Origin of the sequence: Erythrobacter sp. JK5 (assembly GCF_018205975.1) — a bacterium.
Lineage (GTDB): Bacteria > Pseudomonadota > Alphaproteobacteria > Sphingomonadales > Sphingomonadaceae > Erythrobacter.
Map to the genome: position 1 here is coordinate 1,667,504 of NZ_CP073577.1, position 14,614 is coordinate 1,682,117.

At 64.8% G+C, this 14,614-nt stretch carries 15 protein-coding genes; 4 read left to right on the plus strand and 11 right to left on the minus strand.

Going from position 1 to position 14,614, the window contains the following annotated elements; translation table 11 throughout:
* Nucleotides 1–15: 15 nt before the first annotated feature.
* Both KDC96_RS08190 and KDC96_RS08195 read right to left on the minus strand, forming a co-directional pair.
* The gene (locus KDC96_RS08190; protein ID WP_212452225.1) at nt 16–903 is read right to left on the minus strand and encodes a DMT family transporter; all 888 of its coding nucleotides are present in this window, start codon (nt 901–903) and stop codon (nt 16–18) included.
* Between the two features lie 63 nt (nt 904–966).
* Nucleotides 967–1,995, minus strand: coding sequence for a glycosyltransferase family 2 protein (locus KDC96_RS08195; RefSeq protein WP_212452227.1), 1,029 nt, complete (start codon nt 1,993–1,995; stop codon nt 967–969).
* A gap of 89 nt (nt 1,996–2,084) precedes the next feature.
* Between KDC96_RS08195 and KDC96_RS08200 the strand changes: the two genes are divergently transcribed.
* On the plus strand, nt 2,085–3,998 hold the full coding sequence (locus KDC96_RS08200) for a hypothetical protein (RefSeq protein WP_212452229.1): 1,914 nt from the start codon (nt 2,085–2,087) through the stop codon (nt 3,996–3,998).
* Here KDC96_RS08200 and KDC96_RS08205 read toward each other — a convergent pair.
* Nucleotides 3,950–4,807 carry a hypothetical protein gene (locus tag KDC96_RS08205; RefSeq protein ID WP_212447985.1) on the minus strand — a complete coding sequence of 286 codons (858 nt, stop codon included), beginning with the start codon at nt 4,805–4,807 and terminating at the stop codon, nt 3,950–3,952. The two genes, KDC96_RS08200 and KDC96_RS08205, sit on opposite strands and share 49 nt — an antisense overlap.
* On the minus strand, nt 4,800–5,471 hold the full coding sequence (locus tag KDC96_RS08210; RefSeq protein ID WP_212447986.1) for an O-methyltransferase: 672 nt from the start codon (nt 5,469–5,471) through the stop codon (nt 4,800–4,802). Before KDC96_RS08210 ends, KDC96_RS08205 begins: the two co-directional genes overlap by 8 nt.
* A 249-nt stretch (nt 5,472–5,720) precedes the next feature.
* On the opposite strand from KDC96_RS08210, the gene KDC96_RS08215 reads away from it, so the two are divergent.
* Nucleotides 5,721–7,265: a CpaF family protein gene (locus KDC96_RS08215; protein ID WP_212447987.1), complete on the plus strand. Its 1,545-nt coding sequence runs from the start codon at nt 5,721–5,723 to the stop codon at nt 7,263–7,265.
* A 198-nt stretch (nt 7,266–7,463) separates the two neighbouring features.
* Here the strand turns inward: KDC96_RS08215 and KDC96_RS08220 are convergent, their stop codons facing one another.
* Complete coding sequence (locus KDC96_RS08220) at nt 7,464–7,706, minus strand: hypothetical protein (protein WP_212447988.1); 243 nt, start codon at nt 7,704–7,706, stop codon at nt 7,464–7,466.
* A 64-nt stretch (nt 7,707–7,770) separates the two neighbouring features.
* Between KDC96_RS08220 and KDC96_RS08225 the strand changes: the two genes are divergently transcribed.
* Nucleotides 7,771–8,712 carry a DMT family transporter gene (locus KDC96_RS08225; RefSeq protein ID WP_212447989.1) on the plus strand — a complete coding sequence of 314 codons (942 nt, stop codon included), beginning with the start codon at nt 7,771–7,773 and terminating at the stop codon, nt 8,710–8,712.
* Between the two features lie 40 nt (nt 8,713–8,752).
* Nucleotides 8,753–8,890 (plus strand): entericidin A/B family lipoprotein, encoded by a 138-nt coding sequence (locus KDC96_RS08230; protein ID WP_212447990.1) that lies wholly within the window; start codon nt 8,753–8,755, stop codon nt 8,888–8,890.
* Nucleotides 8,891–8,896: 6 nt separating this feature from the next.
* On the opposite strand, the gene KDC96_RS08235 is transcribed toward KDC96_RS08230, so the two are convergent.
* From KDC96_RS08235 to KDC96_RS08260, 6 genes are all read right to left on the minus strand, one after another.
* Entirely contained in the window at nt 8,897–9,496 is a 600-nt protein-coding gene (locus KDC96_RS08235) for a DUF938 domain-containing protein (protein ID WP_212447991.1), read from the minus strand.
* A 1-nt stretch (nt 9,497) separates the two neighbouring features.
* Nucleotides 9,498–11,060, minus strand: coding sequence for a fatty acid--CoA ligase (locus KDC96_RS08240; RefSeq protein ID WP_212447992.1), 1,563 nt, complete (start codon nt 11,058–11,060; stop codon nt 9,498–9,500).
* A gap of 107 nt (nt 11,061–11,167) precedes the next feature.
* Nucleotides 11,168–11,614 carry an ABA4-like family protein gene (locus KDC96_RS08245; protein ID WP_212447993.1) on the minus strand — a complete coding sequence of 149 codons (447 nt, stop codon included), beginning with the start codon at nt 11,612–11,614 and terminating at the stop codon, nt 11,168–11,170.
* 3 nt (nt 11,615–11,617) lie between these two features.
* Nucleotides 11,618–12,361, minus strand: a complete 744-nt coding sequence (locus KDC96_RS08250; protein WP_249171724.1) for an NAD(P)H-binding protein — start codon at nt 12,359–12,361, stop codon at nt 11,618–11,620.
* A gap of 31 nt (nt 12,362–12,392) precedes the next feature.
* Entirely contained in the window at nt 12,393–13,565 is a 1,173-nt protein-coding gene (locus KDC96_RS08255; protein ID WP_212447995.1) for a deoxyguanosinetriphosphate triphosphohydrolase, read from the minus strand.
* A gap of 315 nt (nt 13,566–13,880) precedes the next feature.
* Entirely contained in the window at nt 13,881–14,591 is a 711-nt protein-coding gene (locus tag KDC96_RS08260) for an aspartate/glutamate racemase family protein (protein ID WP_212447996.1), read from the minus strand.
* Between the last annotated feature and the right edge of the window lie 23 nt (nt 14,592–14,614).

The window sequence follows — 14,614 nt, forward strand, 5'->3', positions numbered from 1 at the left end:
TTGCGCCTCTAGCCGCTATGCTCTCCGCCGCAAGCCGTCGCGCCAAAGATAAAGCCCCGCGGCGACGATCAACGCCGCGCCCGACAGCGTCGGCAAGTCGGGCCTGTCGTCGAAGAACCACCAGCCCAGCAAGATCGCCACCAGCAACTGCACATAGATCGCCGGTGCGACCTGCGCCGCGCCCGCGCGGATCGTTCCGATATAGGCGAGCCAGTGCGCGGTCGTTGCCGTGACTGCGACGACCGCGCAGCGGGCCACGACGTCCCAGCTCGGCCACCCGAAATCGAGCGAGGGAATGCCCGAAAGCTTTGCCGCGATCGCGCCGACGATCAGGATCGGCGCGCAGACCCCGGCGATGAACACCTGCATCGACAGCGCGCTGCCCTGCCCCGCGCTCGCGCGGTTGGCGATCACCATCAATGCAAAGAACACCGCCGAAACCAGCGGCAACAGCGCCGCCCAGCCCAGCAGCGCGAGGTTGGGCCGCAGGACGATCGCGACCCCGCACAGCGCCACCAGCGAGACAACCCATACCTCCCGGCGCACCGTCTCGCCCAGCAACGGCCCGGCCAGCAGCTGCGTGAGGACGGGCGAAAGGAACGCGATCGCCATCGCTTCGGCCAGCGGCATGATGTAGATCGCGGAGAAGAAGCACACCGATGCCAGCGCCAGGCACGAACCGCGCGCGATCTGGAGCCATGGGCTCTTGGGCCGGAACGCCTTTGCCCCCTCGCTCTTGAGCAGCCAGATCGACAGCACACTCGCGCCGATCGCGAACCGCAGGGCGGCAACCGCAAAGGCCGGCCACGCGCCCGCCATCGACTTGATGACCGCATCGCCGATCGACAGGATGATGAAGCCGGCGATGGCATAGGCCAGGCCGCTGCGTTCGGAATGGGTCATGCGCGGCCCGTATGGCGCGACGCGGTGTTTGAAAAGCCCTCGCGTGGGCGGATCGCGCCGGTCTTACAGCTGCGCCGCGATTTCCTGCGCCACGCGCTCGTTCAGCTCGCGCTCGACGATCGCACCGGACCGTTCGGCGACCGAATACTTGTCGCCTTCGGTAATCGAGCGCCGCAGCACGATTTCGGCGACCAGTCCAACCGAAACCATCTGCCCGCCGAACAGCACCAGCAGCATCCCGAGCATCAGCAGCGGACGGTTGCCGATCGGACCTAGGCCGATCACCCACAGCACGCTGAGATAGCCGAGGATGGCAAAGCCCAGCGCCGAAAGCGCCAGCCCGCCGCCGCCGAACAAGTGCAGCGGGCGCGCGGCATAGCGCGTGGTCAGCCACACGGTCAGCAGATCGAGCGCCCCCTTGATCAGGCGCTTGGCCCCGAATTTCGACACGCCGAACCGGCGCGCGCGGTGCTGCACCGGAATCTGCCCGACCTTGTAGCCGCGCGCATGCAGCAGCGCGGGAACGAAGCGGTGAAGTTCGCCGTACATTTCCAACTCGGCGAGGATTTCGCGGCGATACGCCTTGAACCCGCAATTGTGATCGTTGATCTGAAGCCCGAAGGCCTTGTTGACCGCGCCGTTGAACAATTTCGACGGCAGCGTCTTGTCGAGCGGATCGTTGCGCACTTGCTTCCAGCCGGTGACGCAATCTTGGCCTTCGTCGATCGCTTTCAGGAAGTTGCCGATCTCGCTCGGATTGTCCTGCAGGTCGGCGTCCATGGTGAAGACTATGTCGCCCACCGCTTCGCGAAAGCCTGCCGACAAGGCGGCCGACTTGCCGAAATTGCGGCGAAACCGGACAAGCGACACGCGGGCATCTTTCGCCGCCAGCCGGCGCACGATATCCTCGCCGCCATCGGTGCTGCCGTCGTCGACGAAGATCAACTCGAAACTGCGACCGAGCGTTTCACACTCGTCAACCACTTCGCCGTAGAGGATTTCGAGACTTTCGCACTCGTTAAGAAACGGGATCACGAAGCTGCATTCGACGATACCGGGTGCGAGCGGATCGATCTTGCCTGCAAAAGACATGTGAATTGAAACCCCCTGGAAATTGCATTCCGGGCCTAGGGGTCGAATGGAAAGAAACCGTTAATGCTGTTTGGTAAGGGTTGGGGCCGATGATCCTCTCGATTGCGGCGACATTGCTGCTGGCATGCCTGGCGATGGCACCGGGCTGGGTGCTCGTGCGCGGCCGCGCGCAACGTCCGGGCATGGCCGCCGCCGCGATGGCGGCTTCGCTGACGGTGGTGATGCTGGTTACGGCGCTGCTCGGGATCGCGACCAAGGCGGTGGCAGGGTTGTCCCTTCCGGCGCTCTCGCTGATCGCCGTCGGGATTGTCGCCACGGCCGGGGCACAGCTGGGCGCGCGCAGGATCGCGGTCGGCGCGAGCACACCCCGATCCGCGCCGGTGTTCGAATGGCAGGGGCTGGCGCTCGGGGTGATCTTCCTTGCCTACGGGTTTTTCGTCCATTGGCTGGCGGTGCGCGAAGGCCCCGGTGGAGCCTTGCTGGTGCATGGCTGGTACAACGCCGACTGGTTCAAGCATCTCGGCCATGTTTCCGCGATTGCCAATTTCGGCGTTCCGGCGGTCGACAATTTCAACCGGGCCGACCCGCTCTATTATTACTGGCTCAGCTACGTACTTCCCGCAGCAGGCCTCGCCATCGGCAATGACGGGTGGTCCGCGCTCGCCGCTGCCAACAGCGTGCTGGTGTTGCTGTTCGGATCGGTGTTCTACGGAGTGCTGCGACAGACCGGGGCGGCGCGCAATATCGCCTTGCTGATCGGGGTCATCGCGCTGTTCGCCAGCGCCCCGACCTCGTTCCTGTATCAACTGGTTGCCGGGATCGGGCTCGACGGGATCCTCAACTTCCCGGCCGCGCCCAAGGGGCCGGGCCTGATGACTCTGTCGCAATACATCCCGCAGCACCTGCTGGCGATCGTCGCACTGCTCGGCTGGTTCCTGCTCAAGGACGACGGACGGCTCAGGTGGCTAGCACTGGCGGCGTTGGTGCCGGTGATGGCGATCTCGGTGCTGCTCGGCGCGGTGGTGCTGCTCGCCTATGGCCTGTATCGCCTGTGGAGCGGACGGCTGCAGGCGGTGCCCGAACTCGTTGCGATGGTCATCCTGTCCGGGCTGATCGTGGTGGTGTTTCAGGTAGTGCAGATCGGCAATGTCGATTCGGCCATCGAAAGCCCGCTGCTGGTCAACGAACGACCCGATCTGCCGCTGATGACGCGCATCATCGCCAGCGTGAACCTCGTGCTCGGTACGGTCGGGGTGCCTTTCCTGATCGCTGTCCTCGGCCTGTATTACTGGCGCCCGAGCGAGAGTGCGAAGATCGAAGTCAAAGGGTTTGCCGTCGCCCTGATCGCGGCGGCGCTGCTGGCGGCGGTAGCGGTGGAAATCGTGATGACCGAGCGGTTGGCGATCGAGACCCGCATCCGCGCAGTCAACCTGCCTGCGCTCGCCAACGCGATCATCGGCGTGTTCCTGTTCGACCGGGTTTGGCGGGTCGGCGGTCGTCAGCGCGCCCTCGGAGTGGCGGTGCTGATCGCGGTGGTACTGGTGGCGCTGCCGAGCGCGGGCCTGCGCACCGCTTGGCACGGCCGGATGGGCGACAGCTTCACCACCGAAATCCCGCGCGATGACCGCGCGGTGCTGGCAGCCATGCGGGAACGCACCGCCAAGACCGCGATCGTGCTGCAATACCCCGAACCGCCGGTGCTCGCACCGGATCGCGGCGACGACGCCTGGGCGGCCATCATCGGGCAGCGCGCCGTCACCGCGTCGCTGCGGGCGACCGACTACCCGTTGGCAAAGCCGCGGATCGAGGCGGCCGAACGGTTCTTTGCCGGGGCTCCGGAGCCGATCGCTCCCGAAGTCGATCTGGTTTACCTGTCACGCGTTCTGCACCCGGATAGCTACGCTGCCGTGCTTGCGAGGATGGATGCGGAGCCCGGTTTCGAGCGCCTTGCCTGCTACGCCGATGCCTGCCTGTTCCAGCGGCGCGAGAGCAGCAGGCCGTAACCCGCACAGCCGATCGCGGCATCGCCGATCGTGGTCGCCAGCCGCGTCAGCAGCGCGAACGCCGCGACGATTGCCGCGCTTTCGTCGGGGACCGCCAGCGCGAGCAGAGCGGTTTCGCGCACGCCTATCCCGCCCGGTGCAACCGGGACGAGGAAACCCGCGACCCAGGCGAGCATGAACATCGCCGCGAGCCGTTCCGGATCGCCTGCCGACACCGCCAGTGCTGCGAGCGCAACCGCCAGCAGCGCAAACAGCGCGAAGAAGCACAGCTGAAACCCGGCCGCGCGCCAAAGCGGTGCACCTGCCACAAACCCGACCGCCAGTCCGCCTGCCGCGAGCAGGCCCAGCGCGGGCGCGCCGCCACCGACGAGGAGGATCGCCGCGCACAGCAGCGCTGCGGGTATGTGCAGGCCCGCCTCGGCAAGGCTCGCCCTGACCATCGGTTTCTGTTCGAGCCCGAATTCGGCCCCGGTCAGTTGCCGTGATCCGTACTGAAACACCGATCCGGGGATATACTTGGCGACCACCGCCGGGCCGTAGATCGCAAGCACATTGGCAAGATCGAGCGCGCCCTTGCGCGCCGCCATCGCCGCCCAGCCCGCCGCCAGCAATGCCAGCGCCGCGCCATAAGCCAGCCCCGTCGCGATGGTCACCAGCCACGCGGCCGGCGAAAGCCGTTCGACCAGCGCATCCATGCCAAGCTCGCGCAGCGCCTGCCCGCAATAGACCAGCGCGGCAATCAGCAGGGCATAGCCGCCCCAGCGCATGACTGCCTTGGCCCGAGCCGGCGGCTGCGGTGTGTCAGCCATCGTGGCGCATCAGACTGGTGTAGTCGGGATAGGGAACGCAGTACGAGCGACCGTAATGCCGGTGCTCGTTCAGAGCGCTGCCTTCGATCGCATCGCGATAGCGCGACCGGCCCGAATCGTCGAACAGCACGATCCCGCCGGGCTTGAGCCGGTTTTCGGCGTGCTTGAGGCAGGCGGAGCGGTGCCGACCATCGATCACGATCAGATCGAACGCGCCGTCGAACTCGTCGATTGCCTCGACATAGGCGGCGGGACTTTCGTCGATCGGACGATACAGCAGCGACACGTTGTCGAAGCCCGCGGTCTGTCGCTGAAACTTGTCGAGCCAAGGCTTGTCGTGTTCAACCGTCACGATCTCCCCGCAGCGCCTTGCGAGCCACACCGTGCTTGCACCCGATCCGTATTCGAATACCCGCGCGTTGCCACCGCGAGCGGCGAGAAAATCGGCGATCTCGCGCGTCGCGGCGACGTTCCACCACGGCAGATCGAGCGCGATCATGCGATCGGTTTCGTAGATCGCGAACAGCGATGCAAACCACCGGCGCCAGCCATAGGGGTCGCTTGCGCGCTGCGCCGCATCACTGTCGACCGAACCGCCGAGCCCGTCGAGACCGTGACCGAGAGCTTGCATGGTGTCGACGTAACGGCGCTTTATAATGTGCATGGATCGTCCCCTTGGCGAATAGCCTTTCCATGGGCTCTATCAAGGAAGCCTTAACCAAAAACTACCGCAGGAAACGCAGGCTTGCGACCGCCCGAGCCCCCTTCTTCACTGCCCGGGACGGTGCGCGCTTGAAGCCCGGGTCCTTAGGAAAAAAATAAGGTTTCCCGAATATTCACCACCTTCTGAGAGGCACTGTTCGCCTTGTTGCTGGACATGTGCGGGAAATATTGAACGGCCTGGGGGCTTGGAATGAGCGCATTCGGAAAAAAGGGTGGAGCAGGCGGTATGAAACCGAACCGGCCCGCTTTCGGCGTTGCACGACCGATGAAGGGTTCGTCCGGTTCGGGCAACGAGCCCAAGGGCGGAGAGCAGTTTCCGCCGCTGCCCAAGGGCGAGGATGACGCCAAGCCGTCGGCTCCCAATCCCGCGCCGACCGCAACCAAGGGTTCGGGCAACGCCACCGCCGACGCGATGGATCGCCTCGCCGAACGCGCCAACGCCATCAACGAAGCCGCATCGGAATCGGGCGGCTTCGAAGCCAGCGTCCACAAGATCAAGGAGCAGGTGCTGCCGCGGCTGCTCGAACGCGTCGATCCGGAAGCCGCAGCGACCCTGACCAAGGAAGAGCTGTCGGAAGAATTCCGCCCGATCATCCTGGAAGTGCTGGCCGAACTCAAGGTCACGCTGAACCGCCGCGAGCAATTCGCGCTCGAAAAGGTCCTGATCGACGAGCTGCTGGGTTTCGGTCCGCTCGAAGAGCTGCTGAACGACCCCGACGTTTCCGATATCATGGTCAACGGTCCCGACCAGACCTACATCGAAAAGAAGGGCAAGCTGACGATCGCACCGATCCGGTTCCGCGATGAAAGCCACCTGTTCCAGATCGCCCAGCGGATCGTGAACCAGGTCGGCCGCCGCGTCGACCAGACCACGCCGCTGGCCGACGCCCGCTTGAAGGACGGCTCGCGTGTGAACGTCATCGTGCCGCCGCTGTCGCTGCGCGGCACCGCGATCTCGATCCGTAAGTTTTCCGAGAAGCCGATCACCCTCGACATGCTCAAGGAATTCGGTTCGATGTCGGACAAGATGTGCACCGCGCTGAAGATCGCGGGCGCGTGCCGGATGAACATCGTCATTTCGGGCGGTACCGGTTCGGGTAAGACGACCATGCTCAACGCCCTGTCGAAAATGATCGACCCGGGCGAACGCGTGCTGACGATCGAGGACGCGGCCGAACTTCGCCTGCAACAGCCGCACTGGCTGCCGCTGGAAACGCGTCCGCCGAACCTCGAAGGGCAAGGCGCGATCACCATCGGCGACCTCGTGAAGAACGCCCTGCGTATGCGTCCTGACCGGATCATCCTGGGCGAAATTCGTGGCGCGGAATGTTTCGACCTTCTCGCGGCGATGAACACCGGCCACGATGGTTCGATGTGTACGCTCCACGCCAACAGCCCGCGCGAATGCCTGGGCCGTATGGAAAACATGATCCTGATGGGCGACATCAAGATCCCGAAGGAAGCCATTTCGCGCCAGATCGCCGAATCGGTCGACCTGATCGTTCAGGTGAAGCGCCTTCGCGACGGTTCCCGCCGCACCACCAACATCACCGAGGTGATCGGGATGGAGGGCGACGTGATCGTGACGCAGGAGCTGTTCAAGTTCGAGTATCTCGACGAAAGCGACGACGGCAAGATCCTCGGTGAATTCCGCGCCTCGGGCCTGCGTCCCTACACGCTGGAAAAGGCACGCCAGTACGGCTTCGACCAGGCGTATCTCGAGGCCTGCCTGTAAGGCAGGCGATATCGGGTCATCCGACCCGATATCTGCGGCCTAACCGGCCGTCGCGCGGTCGCGCTCTGACTTCCATAACCAAGTGCCGAACGGCGGCGCATGCCGCCGCAAGGGCGACCGCCCGCCCGCAGCGACGCGACCTTCAGGTCGCATGAGCGAGGACATCGCGCGCCCGGATGGGCGCGCGGAAACAAAAACTCACAAATTCCCGAGAACCACCGGCAGGCTCATCGCCAGGCAACCGCCGCCGATGATCATGCAGCCGACGAATAGCCCGGTCCACGGCACCCAGCCGACGCGTTCGAGCCGTTCGAGCGAACGCGACTTGCCCCGCCGGCGCTCCATCAGCGCGCAGAACGCCGCAAGCAGCAGAAAGCCCGTCCCGACGTCGGCAAGGATCGCGGCATCGCTTGAAAGCAGGATTGCGTTCACAAGGTCCATGGCCCGCGCGATTTAGTCCTGCGCGCGGCTTGCGCAATCCCTCACTGTGCGCCAAGCGCGCTTTGTGGACGGTTCGATCGCCAATCCGCGCCCTTTGCTCGCCATCGGGTTGCGCCTTCTCACCGCGATTGTGTTTGCAACCATGGCGATGCTGGTCAAGCTCGCCGGAGAGCGCGGCGTCCATCTGGTCGAGATGATTTTCTGGCGGCAATTCATAACCTTGGCGCTGATCACCGGCGGTCTCGCCGCGTTTGGTCGGCTTGCCGCGCTGCGCACCAGACGCATCGGGAACCACGCGGGCCGCGCAGTGCTGGGCGGGGTGTGCATGTTCTTCGTCTATGGCGCGGTGCTGCTGCTGCCGCTGGCCGAGGCGACGACACTTTCCTACACCGCGCCGCTGTTCGCCGTCGTTATCGCGGTCGTGATGTTCGGCGAAAAGGTCGGGCTGTATCGCTCGGCAGCAGTCTTTACCGGCTTTTGCGGGGTGCTCGTGATCATGCAGCCGGGCCTGGGTGGCGGCGCCAATGGAGGCGAGATCACTTTCGTCGGCGTGGCAGTGGCGCTGATCGCAGCTGCCATGGTGGCGATGATCAGCTTTCAGGTGCAAGACCTCAACACCACCGAAAACCCCTTCAGCATAATCTTCTGGTTCACCGCGATCACCACTCCGGTGTTGCTGGTCATCCTGCCCTTTTTCGCGGGCGGGCATGATCCGCAAACCTGGCTGATCGTACTTGCGATGGCGCTGTGCGGAGCACTGGCGCAGATTCTGCTCACCACGTCGCTGCGGTTCGGATCGGCGGGGGTGATCCTGCTGATGGATTACACCTCGCTGCTGTGGGCGACATGGTACGGTGCGACCGTGTTCGGGCGCGCCGCGCCGCCGACCCTGTGGCTCGGCGCTCCGCTCATCATCGGTGCGGGGCTGCTCATCGCATATCGCGAGCGCGTTCTGGCGCGGGAACGCAACGCCGCTTCACGCGCTACGCTGGCAACCTCGGATTAATCCGCTAGATCGGATAATCCGGGCATTGAAAGGGTTCGATATGAAGATTCGCAAAGTGATCATCGCCGGGACGCTCGCCGCGATCGCGCTGACCGGAACCACCGCCTGCAACACCGTGAAGGGTCTGGGCGAGGATATCCAGTCGGTCGGCCGTGCAGGTGAAGAAGCGATCGACTGACGCCGTCTAGGCGCCGCGCCGATAGACCAGCGAAAGATTGTTGGCGGGCATCTCGTGGCGCGCGGTGCGCGCAAAGCCGTGTGTTCGCGCCACGTCATCCACCCGAGCGATGTCGCGCAAGCCCCATTCCGGGTTCCGCGCCCGCAATCCTTCGTCGAAGGCCAGGTTCGACCGCGTGGTTGCAACCCCCGGTTCGAGATACGGTCCGTAAAGGATCAGGGGCGCGCCTTCGGCAAGCAATGGGGCAGCGCCCGCGAACAGCCCCTCGGTCGCCGGCCAGGGACTGATATGCACCATGTTGATGCACACGATGGCTTCGGCGTGCTGCATGCCCCAGCTTTCCGGCGCGCTGGCGTCGAGCGTCACCGGGTCGCGCAGGTTCACCCCGTCATACTCGTCACGATAGGCGCGGATCGAGGCCACCGCCTCGGAATCGGGATCGCTCGGCTGCCATGCGAGCTGCGGAATCCGTCCCGCGAAATAGATCGCGTGTTCGCCCGATCCGCTCGCCACTTCGAGCACCGTGCCCCACTCGGGCAATTCCTGCTGCAAGACGGCGAGGATCGCCTCGCGGTTGCGCAGCGTGGCGGGCGCGTGTTTCTTCACCCTAGGAGACTTGGCGTTCCTGCCCTTCCCAATAGGGCGCGCGCAATTGCCGTCGCAGGATCTTGCCCGATGGATTGCGCGGCATTTCCGGGATAATCTCGATGCTCTTGGGCACCTTGAACGCCGCAATCCGCTCGCGCGTGTAGGCGATCACGTCGGCCGGATCGACCTGCGCCCCCGGCTTGGGCACGACGCAGGCTTTCACCTCTTCGCCCCAGCGTTCGCTCGGCACCCCGATCACCGCCACCTCGGCGATCGCCGGGTGACCGAAGATCGCGTTTTCGACCTCGGCCGGGTAGACATTCTCGCCGCCGGAAATGATCATGTCCTTGATGCGGTCCTGAATGTAGATGTAGCCGTCCGCATCCATCACCCCGGCATCGCCCGTATGCAGCCAGCCATCCGGGTCGATCGTTTTCGCGGTCGCATCGGGCAGCTTCCAGTAGCCGGCGGTGTTGGATGGCGACTTGATGCAGACTTCACCGATCTCGCCGCGCGGCATCTCTTTGTTGTCGGGTCCGCGAACCTCGATTGCGACCCCCGGCAGCGCCCTGCCCGCCGATCGCATGCGTTCGTTGCCTTCGAGGGTGTGATCGGCTGGCGGCAGCAACGAGATCGTTCCGCTCGTCTCGGTCATGCCGTAGGCTTGGAGAAACCCCGCATTGGGCATCGTCGAGACCGCCTGCTTGAGCAGTTCGAGCGGCATCGGCGCGGCCCCGTACATCAGATATTTGAGATGGCTGAAATCGGTCTCCACCGCGCGCGGATGTTGCACCACCATCTGCAGCGCTGCGGGGACGATGAACATGTGCGTCGCGCCATTCTCGATCGCTTGGAGCACGCCGACGGGCGTGAACTCGCTCTGCACGAGGCTGCGGATTCCGTTGGCGATCGCGATGTTGATCAGACCCGTTCCACCGATATGCGCGCACGGCATCGCGATCAGCATGCAATCGTCGGGGTCATAGAAATTCCACTCCAGCCCCGCTGCGTTGCCCGGATTGCGCAGCCCGAGCAGGTTCGCGTTGGAAAGCACCGCGCCCTTGGGATTGCCGGTCGTGCCGCTGGTGTAGAGTTGCAGGATCGGTTCGCCCGGATCAGGCGGATGATAGTCGCCCGGTTCGTGCGCCGCGGCTTGCTGGCGTGCCTCAGATGCGCCGATCACTTCGGGCTGTTCGGGCAGATCCGCAGCGACCTTGCGCGCGGTTTCGACGAATTCCTCACCGGCAAACACCAGCTTCGCGCCGGTATCGCCGAGGATATAGGCGATCTCGGGCGGGGCGAGCCGCCAGCCGATCGGAACCATCACCGCCCCCATACGGGCCGCAGCGAGATAGAGCAGGCAGTAGATGTCCTCGTTCTTGCCCAGCCACGCAATCCGGTCGCCTGCGGCGATCCCTCGTGCCTGGAACAGCCCGATCAGGCGGCGGGTCTGTTCGTCGGCTTCGGCATAGGTCGTGGCGTGCCCATCCTGTTCGAGAGCGGGGGCATCAGGTCGCTCCTTCGCCCAGAAGTTCAGGATTTCATCGAAGGTGACGAAGTCGTGATGGGCGTCTTTCGCCATGATCGTGCTCTCTCCCGCAAGCGTTGTCAGGCAACAGGCTTACGGCAAGAAACCAGCGCGCTCAAAGCCCTTTTCGGTTAGGGCCGGCCCGGCGAACGAAGCCGGTTCTAGCGAATGCGGCCTTTCGATCGTGCGCGCGGCTCGCGAATGGCGAGCCAGATCAGCAGACCCAGCGGTCCGGCCATGAACGTGGCGAGCAGGATCGGGGCCTGCACCCAGCGCGAAAAGAACTTCGCATCGGCATCGCGTGCGATCCACAAGCCCACGAACAGGTCGAAGGCGAGATAGTGCGTCCAGCCGATCGTGACCCCGGCATCGCTCGCGAAGATCGACCGCACGCCCGCAATCGTGGTAAAATCGGCACCGCCCTCGCCGGCTTCGAACACGCCGCCGAGCACACCGATCAGCCCGACGGCATAGATCAGGCAGAGCAGGCCGACTCCGGCATACAGCACACCCGCCAGCAGCGCAGGATGGCGCGGCAATGCGATCAGTGCGATCCACGCGATTAGCGCAAGCAGGTTTACCGCGCTGAAAACGAACCCCCAGTCCACAGGCTATTCCTCGTCCACTGCGTGGCGTTCGACCGCGTTGCGCCATTCGCGCGCGGCGCGCTTCATCGCCTCGTTATCATGGGTGAAGCGGCCGGCGGCCCGCCGCATGCCGAGGCCCAGCGCCGCCTCTGCGACGATATCGGCATCGATAGAGCGGTACATCTCCCATTTCTGCGGCAGCAGCGGATCCACCACCGGGCTCGCGAACATCGCCAGCTTTTCGACCAGGCGGAAATCATCCTCGCGGACTCCGCGCAGCAGGCCGGGGCGCAGGATATCGAGCCGCTTGAAGCCCACCTTGGAGACCAGTTGTTCGGTCTCGCCCTTCACCCGCAGGTAGAAATTCGTCGAACGCGGATCGGCTCCGGCGGAACTTACCAGCACCATGTTGGGCACGCCCGCTTCCACGGCGGCTTCGGCCGTGGCCACGATGAGATCCTGATCGACCGCCTTGAACGCCGTCTCGTCGCCGCCGACCTTGCGCATCGTCGTACCGAGCGCGCAGATCAGCGAACGCGGCTGGACCGCCTCGAGCACCTCGCCCCACTTGTCCGGCTGGGCGACGAACATTTCCATTCGCGCACCTTCGGGAAGCCGCGCTTCGCGCCGGGCGATACCGACGATCCGGGCCTCGTCGCTGGCGCTGGCTACCTGGATCACAAGCGTCCCGATCAGCCCGGTGGCCCCGACCAGCCCGATCCGGGTCGGCCCGAGCTTGACCGCCGCGGTGCTCGGTTCGGCTTGCACGTGCGGACCATGGCCGCGGACCCTGCGCCGGTCAGACATTGACCAGCCCATCGGGTTGTTCGCCGTAGATCGCGGTGCAGCTCTGAATCGCGAACTTGTCGCTCATCCCGGCGATGAAATCGGCGATCGTGCGGGCGCGCGCCGGCTGTTCGGACGGCAGCCGGTCGTGCCATTCGTCGGGCATCAGCGCAGGCTCCTGCGAATAGGCCGCGAACAGCCGCGTCACCACGTCCCTCGCGCGCGCGGCGGCGGTGACCTGCTCGGGGTGGTAGTACAGCCTTTCGTACATGAATTTCTTCAATGCCCGTTCCTGTTCGCTCATCTCCGGCGAGAAGCCTGCCAATCGGCGACCCGCTGCGCGCACCTCGTCGACCGAACCAATCCCGGCGACCTGCGCGCGCGTATGCTCGAGCACGTCGTTCACCATCAACCCGATCTGGTCGCGCACGAGCTCGCGCAATTGGCGCTCGCGCGGGGCGTTGGGAAAGCGTTTTTCGACCGTCCGCCACTGGTCCGCGAGGAAATCCAGCTGCAGCAGGTCTTCGAGGTCGAGAAAGCCCGCCCGCAACCCGTCGTCGATATCATGGTTGTCGTAAGCGATATCGTCCGAAACGGCGGCGATCTGCGCTTCAAGCGAGGGCCAGGCGGCAAGCTCGAGCGGAAATTCGGCGTCGAGTTCGGCCAGCGCCCAGTTGGGGCCCAACACCGGCCCGTTGTGCTTGGCGAGCCCTTCGAGCAGGTCCCACGTCAGGTTCAGGCCGTCATGTTCGGGATAGGGGCTTTCGAGCCGCATGACGGTGCGCAGTGCCTGCGCGTTGTGACAGAACCCGCCGAACCGCGCCATCGAATCCGCCAGCGCCGCCTCGCCGGCATGGCCGAACGGCGGGTGCCCGAGATCGTGCGCCAGGCACAGGGCTTCGGTCAGGTCTTCGTCGAGCCCGAGCGCGCGCGCCAGCACCCGTCCGATCTGCGCGACCTCGAGGCTGTGCGTCAGCCGGGTGCGGTAATGGTCGCCCTCGGGCGCGATGAACACCTGCGTCTTGGACTTGAGCCGGCGGAAACTCATCGAATGGACGATCCGGTCGCGATCGCGCTGGAATTCGCTGCGCGGCCCACGCTGCTCGCCAATGCCGCCGCCGCGTTGCGGTCCGAATTCGCGGCCCCGGTGGCGGGCGGGATCGGCAGCGAAGGGTGCGCGGGTCATGTGTCGAGGAGTAGGTGAGCGCCGGGCGGCTCTCAACCGGAACAGATCGGCAACCCCGAAGGATAGCGGTGGACAGATCGTTGCGGAAGGTGCCCTAAAGCGCCGGGCTTTTGCGGCGGAAGTGGGACCGCCCACCCTTGGTGCATTGAAGGGGAGCGGCCCCGATGGCCATCGGTGCGACCCGAGGGCCCGGAATTCGTCCGATATGATGTCGTAACGATTTCCGCAGTTGAGCTACGTTAGCAAACGGCGAAACGCATCGCGCGGCGGGACCGCTTGCGACGAAGCGTTTTCAATCGGGGGTGAAGCGACAGGTTATGCGACCAGTTCTTGATCGAGCACCCAATCGGCGGCTGCACGGCAGTGAATTCGGGTGGAGTCGAACACCGGCAGCACATTCGCATCCACGTCGACCACCAGCTCCAGTTCGGTACACGCAATGACGACCGCCTCGGCACCCTCCTGCGATTTGTTGGTGATGATGGTCTTCATCGCGCGCTCGGCATCGCGCGTCACCTTGCCGACCATCAGCTCGTCGTAAATGATCCGGTCGAGCGTTTCGACGTTGTCCATGTTGGGCGGCAACAGATCGATCCCGTGCGCAACCAGACGCTGGCGATAGAAGCTTTCGGTCATCACGTTACGGGTGCCGATCAGCGCGGCGCTCTTGTGCCCCGCTTCCTTCAGCGCCTTGCCGACGTAATCGGCGATATGCAGGATCGGAATGTCGACCGCGGCAGCGACGTCGTCGTAAAGCTTGTGCATCGAGTTGGCGCCGATGATCAGCCCTTCGGCTCCGGCCCCTTCGAGCCGCCGCGCGCTGTCGCACAGCACTTCGGAAGCGCGTTTCCAGTCCCTGTCCTCGCGGATCGCGTAGAGCTGGCAGAAATCGAGGCTCTCGATCAGCATCGGCGCGCTCGCCATGGGCGCCGCGCGTTTCTGCACGATGCGGTTGATGCGATCGTAATACATCCCGGTCGACACCCAGCTCATGCCGCCGATCAATCCCAATTTTCGCAAAGCCATTCCTCGAATCCGGACCTTAGGGG

Coding starts and splice junctions, on each gene's coding strand:
- KDC96_RS08255 (WP_212447995.1), bottom strand. CDS start 13,565: ATGACCCGCGCACCCTTCGCTGCCGATCCCGCCCGCCACCGGGGCCGC.
- KDC96_RS08210 (WP_212447986.1), bottom strand. CDS start 5,471: ATGCACATTATAAAGCGCCGTTACGTCGACACCATGCAAGCTCTCGGT.
- KDC96_RS08195 (WP_212452227.1), bottom strand. CDS start 1,995: ATGTCTTTTGCAGGCAAGATCGATCCGCTCGCACCCGGTATCGTCGAA.
- KDC96_RS08260 (WP_212447996.1), bottom strand. CDS start 14,591: ATGGCTTTGCGAAAATTGGGATTGATCGGCGGCATGAGCTGGGTGTCG.
- KDC96_RS08215 (WP_212447987.1), top strand. CDS start 5,721: ATGAGCGCATTCGGAAAAAAGGGTGGAGCAGGCGGTATGAAACCGAAC.
- KDC96_RS08190 (WP_212452225.1), bottom strand. CDS start 903: ATGACCCATTCCGAACGCAGCGGCCTGGCCTATGCCATCGCCGGCTTC.
- KDC96_RS08205 (WP_212447985.1), bottom strand. CDS start 4,807: ATGGCTGACACACCGCAGCCGCCGGCTCGGGCCAAGGCAGTCATGCGC.
- KDC96_RS08240 (WP_212447992.1), bottom strand. CDS start 11,060: ATGGCGAAAGACGCCCATCACGACTTCGTCACCTTCGATGAAATCCTG.
- KDC96_RS08230 (WP_212447990.1), top strand. CDS start 8,753: ATGAAGATTCGCAAAGTGATCATCGCCGGGACGCTCGCCGCGATCGCG.
- KDC96_RS08220 (WP_212447988.1), bottom strand. CDS start 7,706: ATGGACCTTGTGAACGCAATCCTGCTTTCAAGCGATGCCGCGATCCTT.
- KDC96_RS08200 (WP_212452229.1), top strand. CDS start 2,085: ATGATCCTCTCGATTGCGGCGACATTGCTGCTGGCATGCCTGGCGATG.